This window comes from Evtepia sp. (genome assembly GCF_056797215.1).
Window position 1 is genome coordinate 1 of record NZ_JBQILM010000055.1, and the last position, 6,915, is coordinate 6,915.

At 63.0% G+C, this 6,915-nt stretch carries 7 protein-coding genes; 6 read left to right on the forward strand and 1 reads right to left on the reverse strand.

Annotated features, from left to right (window positions below; all coding sequences use genetic code 11):
* Positions 1-26 precede the first annotated feature (26 nt).
* On the reverse strand, positions 27-215 hold the full coding sequence (locus tag ACTOZL_RS09790) for a hypothetical protein (RefSeq protein WP_482478195.1): 189 nt from the start codon (positions 213-215) through the stop codon (positions 27-29).
* Positions 216-353: 138 nt separating this feature from the next.
* Here ACTOZL_RS09790 and ACTOZL_RS09795 point away from each other — a divergent pair, with 138 nt between their 5' ends.
* The 6 genes from ACTOZL_RS09795 to ACTOZL_RS09820 all read left to right on the forward strand — a co-directional run.
* Positions 354-3,326: a phosphodiester glycosidase family protein gene (locus tag ACTOZL_RS09795; RefSeq protein ID WP_482478196.1), complete on the forward strand. Its 2,973-nt coding sequence runs from the start codon at positions 354-356 to the stop codon at positions 3,324-3,326.
* 205 nt (positions 3,327-3,531) lie between these two features.
* Positions 3,532-3,765 (forward strand): preprotein translocase subunit SecG, encoded by a 234-nt coding sequence (secG, locus tag ACTOZL_RS09800; RefSeq protein WP_482478197.1) that lies wholly within the window; start codon positions 3,532-3,534, stop codon positions 3,763-3,765.
* A 114-nt stretch (positions 3,766-3,879) separates the two neighbouring features.
* The gene (locus ACTOZL_RS09805) at positions 3,880-4,512 is read left to right on the forward strand and encodes a helix-turn-helix transcriptional regulator (RefSeq protein WP_482478198.1); all 633 of its coding nucleotides are present in this window, start codon (positions 3,880-3,882) and stop codon (positions 4,510-4,512) included.
* Positions 4,513-5,913: a Sapep family Mn(2+)-dependent dipeptidase gene (locus tag ACTOZL_RS09810; RefSeq protein WP_482478199.1), complete on the forward strand. Its 1,401-nt coding sequence runs from the start codon at positions 4,513-4,515 to the stop codon at positions 5,911-5,913.
* Between the two features lie 17 nt (positions 5,914-5,930).
* Positions 5,931-6,476 (forward strand): chromate transporter, encoded by a 546-nt coding sequence (locus tag ACTOZL_RS09815; RefSeq protein ID WP_482478200.1) that lies wholly within the window; start codon positions 5,931-5,933, stop codon positions 6,474-6,476.
* Positions 6,473-6,915, forward strand: a 443-nt coding sequence (locus tag ACTOZL_RS09820) for a chromate transporter (RefSeq protein WP_482478202.1), incomplete at its 3' end; no start/stop codon positions are given. The genes ACTOZL_RS09815 and ACTOZL_RS09820, both read left to right, overlap by 4 nt.

Sequence of the window (6,915 nt, forward strand, 5' to 3'; positions counted from 1 at the left end):
TCGCCCGTGTCAGCTCAGCTATTATATCACAGCTTTCGGAGCTTGTCAAGAACTTTTTTCATCTTTTTCAAGTTCTTTTTCTCGCTCACCCGCTCTCCGGGTCTGTCTCTCGCGACAGCTTTGATAGAATACCACCTCCGCCCCGTTTTGTCAAGCACTTTTTTCATCTTTTTGCTCTTTTTTCTTTTTTCCCCTGGTTTTCCCCTTTTCTCCACATTCTTCCCCTCCCCCAACCATCTCCTTCCTTCCCTTTACACTCCTATACTCTATATGGTAAGATAGTGGCATCAGCTTTTCCGCCCTTCGGGGCGAAGGGCCAGTGACCACTTACACTATATGAATAAGGAGTGCCTATGAAACCATTTCTAAAACGCACCGCCGCAGCCTTACTCTGCTGTGCGCTGCTCTGTCCCACCGCCCTGGCCTCCGACGCCTTGGGCAACCGCATTTACGGCTATACATTGGATATCTGTGAAAACACCACCCTTTCCCGGGAGGTCATGTGGAGCGCTTCCCGCTCCGACCTACGTACAGAAAACTATATCACCTACATCCCCTCCGCCAGCATTTCCCCCAAGGTGAGCTTTGGTTCCTCGGTGGTATCTCTCCAAACCGTCTCCTCCGTGGCCAAGGACCTAGAGGGCAACGGCAAGCGGGTCCTCAGCGGCATCAACGGGGACTATTATGTCATGGCCACCGGCGACCCCCTGGGTCTGGTGGTCACCGATGGGGTCCTCCGCTCCTCCGACGCCAGCCTCAGCGCTGTGGGCTTCAACGCCGACGGCTCCGCCATCGTGGGCAGCCCCTCCCTGTGGATCACCGCCAACTTCCATGGCCAGTATTACAACCTCCACGGCATCAATAAGGTCCGCAACGCCAAGGGCTACTACCTCTTCACCGAAGACTTCTCCGCCAACACCAAGAACACCCTGGCAGGCGTGGACGTGGTTCTAGTCCCCTCTGGGGAGCTGGGCATCGGCAAGAATGTTCCCTGCACTGTGGAACAGGTCATTGAGGCCAAAGGGGCCACCCCTCTCCCCGATGGCCGGTTCATCCTCTCCATCTCCTCCTCCGCCGACGCCTCCCTGCAGGCCGCCCTTCGGGCGCTGAAGCCCGGGGACACCGTGGACATCAGCATTACCAGCCCCGATGAGCGCTGGAACAATGTGGACTGTGCCGTGGGCGGCCTCTACCGCCTCATCACAGACGGTGCCCTCAACAGCGGCCTGGACACATCCTCCGCCGCCCCCCGCACCGCCATTGGCACCAAAGCCGACGGCAGCGTGATTTTCTACACCATTGACGGCCGCCAGGCAGGCCACAGCGTCGGCGCCACCATTCAAATGGTAGGCCAACGCCTCTTGGAGCTGGGCTGCACCAACGCGGTGCTCCTGGACGGGGGCGGCTCCACCACCATGGTGGCCACCTATCCCGACCACCTCTCCTCCACCGTGGTGAACAAGCCCTCCGGGGGGAGCCAGCGCTCCGTCTCCAACGCGGTGTTCCTGGTGTCCAACCTGTCCTCCACCGGAATCCCCGGCTCCCTGTACGTCACCCCCTCTAGCCTCACCCTCCTAGCCGGGGCCAGCACCCAGTGTACGGCCTCCACCATGGACACCGGCTGGTATCCCATGGCACAGCTCCCCGGGGCGCTGACCTGGTCCGCCTCCGCCGGCAGCGTCAGCCCCGGCGGCGTGTTCACCGCCCCCATGGAAAGCGGGGTCTATACCGTCACTGCCTCGGTGGAAGCCGTCAGCGGCAGCACCGCCGTCCAGGTCTATTCCACCCCGGACACCATCCGCGTCACCAGCGGCGGCAAAGACGTCTCCTCCCTCTCCCTCACCCCAGGGCAGCAGGTGGACCTAGACGCCTCCGCCACCTACCGTACCCTCCCCCTTACCTGCCAGGACAACTGCTTTACCTGGACCGTTGACCCCGCCCTGGGCAGCATCGACGCCAACGGCGTCTTTACCGCCGGGAACGATCCCGCCAGTGGACAAATCCAGGTCTCCGCCGGGGAGCGCAGCGTCACCCTGAACGTCTCCGTCAACGCCCCCGGCGCCTACACCCGCCTGGCGGACTTTGAGGACGACACATATTTTACTCCCGCCGAGGCCAAGCTGTCCTTGAGCGACAGCTCCAACCATGTAGCCCTGGGCAAGCAGAGCCTGCAAGTGGATTACAACGGCCCGCACACCCAGTTGTCCGCCAGCCACCCCCTCTCTCCCTCTGAGAAATATGTCTCCCTCTGGGTCTATGGGGACAACTCCGGCGGCACCCTCTCCGCTACCTTCGACATAGGCGGTGACACCGATGCCCCGGAGCTGATCCAATCCTTTGGGACGTTAAACTTCTCTGGCTGGAAGCGGCTCACCGCCCCTGTTCCCGCCGGAGCCGCCTCCTTCACCGGCCTGCGGCTGGACGGATTAGAGCTTGAAGGTGCTGCGGCCTCCACCGGCACCCTCTACCTGGACCAGCTTCTCCTGGCCAACCAAACCACCCCGGACACCACCGCCCCCACGGTGAACCTGACGGTCAACGGCAACACCGTCTCCGCGACTATCACTGACGACGCCAGAGGCGTCCTCTCCCAGGACCGCATGGTCCTGCAGCTGGACGGCAAGTCCGTCCCCTTCACCTGGGACGCCCCCAGCGCAACCCTCCACGCCACCCTGCCGGAGTTGGACAACAGCCTCCACCAGGTCTCTGTCACCGCCGCAGACCCCAGCGGGAACCTGGGCCGGGGATATGTCACCACCTCCGGTTCCGCTGCCGCCAATCCCTTCGCCGACATGGACGGCCACTGGGCCGCTCCCTTCACCACCCGCCTCAGTGAGCTGGGCATCATCACCGGGGTGACGGAAAACGGCGTAGCCAAGTTCCTCCCCGGCCAGTCCATCACCCGGGGGGACTTCGCCCTGATGTCCGCCCGGTGGCTGGGCATCCCCCTGGCGGACTACCAGGATGTGTCCCTCCCCTACGCCGACACCGCGGCAATCCCCCCCTGGAACCTGGACGCCATCAAGGCCCTCCACGCCCTGGGCATCATGCAGGGCAGCGGCAGCGGCGGCCAGCTCAACGCCAACGCCAGCGCGTCCATCACCAGGGCGGAGGCCATGACCATCCTGGGACGGATGCAGGTCAAGGGCTATCCCCAGGCCAACCTGAGCGGCTTCTCCGATGCCGGGTCCGTCCCCGCCTGGGCCAAAAACTATGTGGCCTCCCTGGTGGGACAAAACGTCGTCTCCGGCTCCAACGGCCAATTACGTCCCACCGCGGCAGTGAGCCGGGCCGAGGTGGCAAAGATGCTCCTGACAATGTGGTAACCATAGCGGCGTTTTCGTCCACCTTTTCCAAACGGTGGCGGAGTCCAGAGGCAGCGCCTTTTGGTGGGTTTGGGCAAAGCCCAAGCAAAAGCCGCCCCAAATGAAATCCTAACCCATACGAAAAACACTTGCAAAATCCCATAAAACGTGCTAGTATACAGGGTATCATTCTATTCAGAAGTCCAAAGGAAAGGAATCAAGCAGTATGGCAACAACAATCGTCTCTGTCATCCAGGTCCTGATGGGGGCCTTGCTCATCTTATTCGTTCTGGGGCAGTCCGGAAAGCACTCCGGCCTGGGCGCCATCGCCGGGGCCAGCGAGTCCTTCCTGTCCAAGAACAAGGCAAAATCCGCAGACGCCAAACTGGCCCGTTGGACCAAGTGGGTGGCCATTGCCTTTATGGTGCTCACCCTGGTACTCTGCCTCCTGCCCTCATAACCGCAACCCCTCCAAACTGCCCCTTCCTTCCCGGAGGGGCAGTTATTTTGTAAAAACCAACGGATCATCAACATAGGATCCACCCAATCTACACACTATATAGAGGTGATTACAATGACCCGGCAAGAAGCATTTGAAATGCTGGACCGTCTGGCCCGGGGGATCGCCGAGATGTTCGGCACCAACTGCGAGACCGTCATCAACGACCTGGCCGACCCCCTCCATCCCATCCTGGCCATCTACAACGGCCACGTCTCCGGGCGGGAGGTGGGCTCCACCCTGGACGTCACCGGCGTGGAACAGGACCTGTATCTGGACTCCGACGTGATCAATCTCCTGGCCGTGACCCCCAGCGGGCAGCAGACCAAAAGCTCCACCTTCTCCATCAAGGGGGAGGACTACCACCTGGGCCTGGGCATCAACTACGACTTCACCCCCCTGACCTATGCCAACCGGGTGCTCCTGGACCTGATGCACACAGAGGTAGACTTCCACAGCGCCCTCTACCGCAGCCGGGACGCAGGCATCGGGGAGCTCTTCGACGCCGCCATCCTCCGGGTGGGCAAGCCCATCCGGGAGATGAACAAGGCCGACCGCCTGCGGGTGATTGAGCAGCTCAAGAGTATGGATGCCTTTTCCTACCGCCGGGCGGTGCCCTATGTGGCCAACCACCTGGGGGTCTCCCGCTACACCGTGTACAAATACCTGGACGAGGTGGCCGCCAAAGAGCAAAAGGAGGAAAACTGAGTGGATCAAGCACGCATTGAGCAGTATTTTTCCGGTCGGGAGGGGCAGTTGGTAGAGGCTGTGTCCCGCCTGGTGCGCATCGACAGCACCCTGGGGGACACCCAGCCTGGTCAGCCCTTTGGCCCTGGCCCCGCCGCTGCCTTAGAGGAATTTTTGGACCTGTCCCGCCAGTGGGGCCTGCCGGGCAAAAACCTGGAAGGCTATGTGGGCACCGTGGACCTGGGGGGCCCGGACATCGCCCTGCACATCCTGGGCCACCTAGACGTGGTCCCCGCCGGGGAGGGCTGGACCGTCACCGACGCCTTCACCCCCAAGCTGGTGGACGGCCTTCTCTACGGCCGGGGCACCGACGACGACAAGGGCCCCCTGGTGGCGGCCCTCATGGCCATGAAGGCCGTGAAGGACTTGGAGGTCCCCTTAAAACAGGGGGTACGCCTGATCCTGGGCACCGACGAGGAGACGGGCTTCCGGGACATCCGCTGGTACTATGACCGCCACCCCTACGCCCCCTACACCATCTCCCCCGACGCGGACTTCCCCATCATCAACATTGAGAAGGGCCACTACCAGCCCACCTTCTCCGCCGCCTGGCCGATAGAGGAGGCCCTCCCCCGGGTGACCTCCATCACTGGGGGCCCCCGGCTGAACATGGTGCCCCCCATGGCCCGGGCCACCCTCCTGGGCTTGGAGGAGGCCGCTGTCCAGCAGGCCATTGACGGCCTGGGGCTCGAACCAGAGATCCGCTTCACCCTCACCCCTCAAAACGGGGCCCTGCACATCCACTGTGCCGGGCAGAACGCCCACGGCTCCACCCCGGAGGAGGGCCACAATGCCCAGACCGCCCTGCTCACCCTTCTGTGTGCCCTGCCCCTGGCCCCCTGCCCCTCCACCCAGGCCATCCACAACTTAAACCGGCTGTTCCCCCACGGGGACTTCACCGGCCAGGCCCTGGGCATTGCCCAGCGGGATGAACTCTCCGGCCACCTGAGCCTGGCCTTCACCCTGCTGAACCTCAACGAAACCGGTTTTGAGGCCCGGTTTGACAGCCGTACCCCTCTGTGCGGGACAGCGGCGACCATCTGCCAGGTCACGGAAGCCGCCATGACCCAGGCAGGCTTTACCATCAAGGGGGCGCTGGAATCCCCCCACCACGTCAGCGCCGACACCCCCTTCCTGGGCATCCTGGCCAAATGCTATGAGCAATACAGCGGCAGAAAGAGCCAGTGCATCGCCATCGGCGGCGGCACCTACGTCCACGACATCCCCGGCGGGGTGGCCTTTGGGGCCAGTATGCCGGGCTTCGTGTCCAACCTCCACGGCCCCGACGAACGGGTGAACGTGGCCGACCTGCTCACCGCCGCCAAGATATTCACCCAAGTCATCATTGACCTCTGCTCCTAAGGGGCAAGGAGGGACCCATGACCAAAAACAAAGACCTCTTCCTCTCCTTCGCCCGGATCAGCGCCAGCTGCTTTGGCGGCGGCTATGCCATGCTCCCCTTCTTCCAGCGGGAGCTGGTGGAAAAGAAAGGGTGGCTCACAGAGGAGGAACTCTTGGACCTAAACGCCGTGGCCCAGTGTACGCCGGGGGTGATCTCCGTAAACACCGCCACCTTCTGCGGCTACCGCGCCAAGGGCATCCCCGGTGCCCTGGCAGCCACCCTGGGCATCCTGGCCCCTCCGTTGGTGATTGTGCTGGTGATTGCCGCATTCTTCTGGACCTTTGCGGAAAACCCCTGGGTGCAGCACGCCCTGGCCGGTGTGCGGGCCTGCGTCTGCGCCCTGATTATCAACAGCACCATACGGCTCTACAGCAAGGCCGTCCTGGACCTGCCCACCTTCCTGGTATTTCTGACCGTCTTTCTCCTGGCCGCCTTTGTGGGCATCTCCCCCGCCCTGCTGGTGCTGGCTGCCGGGGCCTTTGGCCTGGGGCTCCAGCGCCTGCGGAAGGAGGGGCGTACATGATTTTCTTGGAACTCTACTGGTCCTTCCTCCTGGTGGGCCTGTTCTCCATGGGCGGGGGGATGGCCACGGTGCCCTTCCTCTTTGACCTCTCCGCCCGGACGGGCTGGTTTTCCGCCGCAGACCTGGCCAACATGATCGCCGTCTCCGAAGCCACCCCCGGCCCCATTGGGGTGAATATGGCCACCTATGTGGGCTACGCCACCGCCGGGGTCCCCGGTGGGATTGTGGCGGTGCTGGGGCTGGTGACACCGGCGGTGGTGATTATCCTCCTGGTGTCCCAGCTGCTGAGTACCTTGTGGAAAAACCCCAAGATCCAGGGGCTGTTTTATGCCCTGCGCCCGGCCTCGGTGGGGCTCATCGCGGCGGCGGCCTTTTCCGTGTGCGCGGTGTCCCTGTTCACCTGGGACGGCAGCCTGACCCTCCACTGGGGTTCCATCGC

Bases quoted from the DNA above. Each gene is read 5' to 3' on its own strand.
- ACTOZL_RS09795 (WP_482478196.1), top strand. From the start codon at position 354: ATGAAACCATTTCTAAAACGCACCGCCGCAGCCTTACTCTGCTGTGCG.
- secG (WP_482478197.1), top strand. From the start codon at position 3,532: ATGGCAACAACAATCGTCTCTGTCATCCAGGTCCTGATGGGGGCCTTG.
- ACTOZL_RS09805 (WP_482478198.1), top strand. From the start codon at position 3,880: ATGACCCGGCAAGAAGCATTTGAAATGCTGGACCGTCTGGCCCGGGGG.
- ACTOZL_RS09815 (WP_482478200.1), top strand. From the start codon at position 5,931: ATGACCAAAAACAAAGACCTCTTCCTCTCCTTCGCCCGGATCAGCGCC.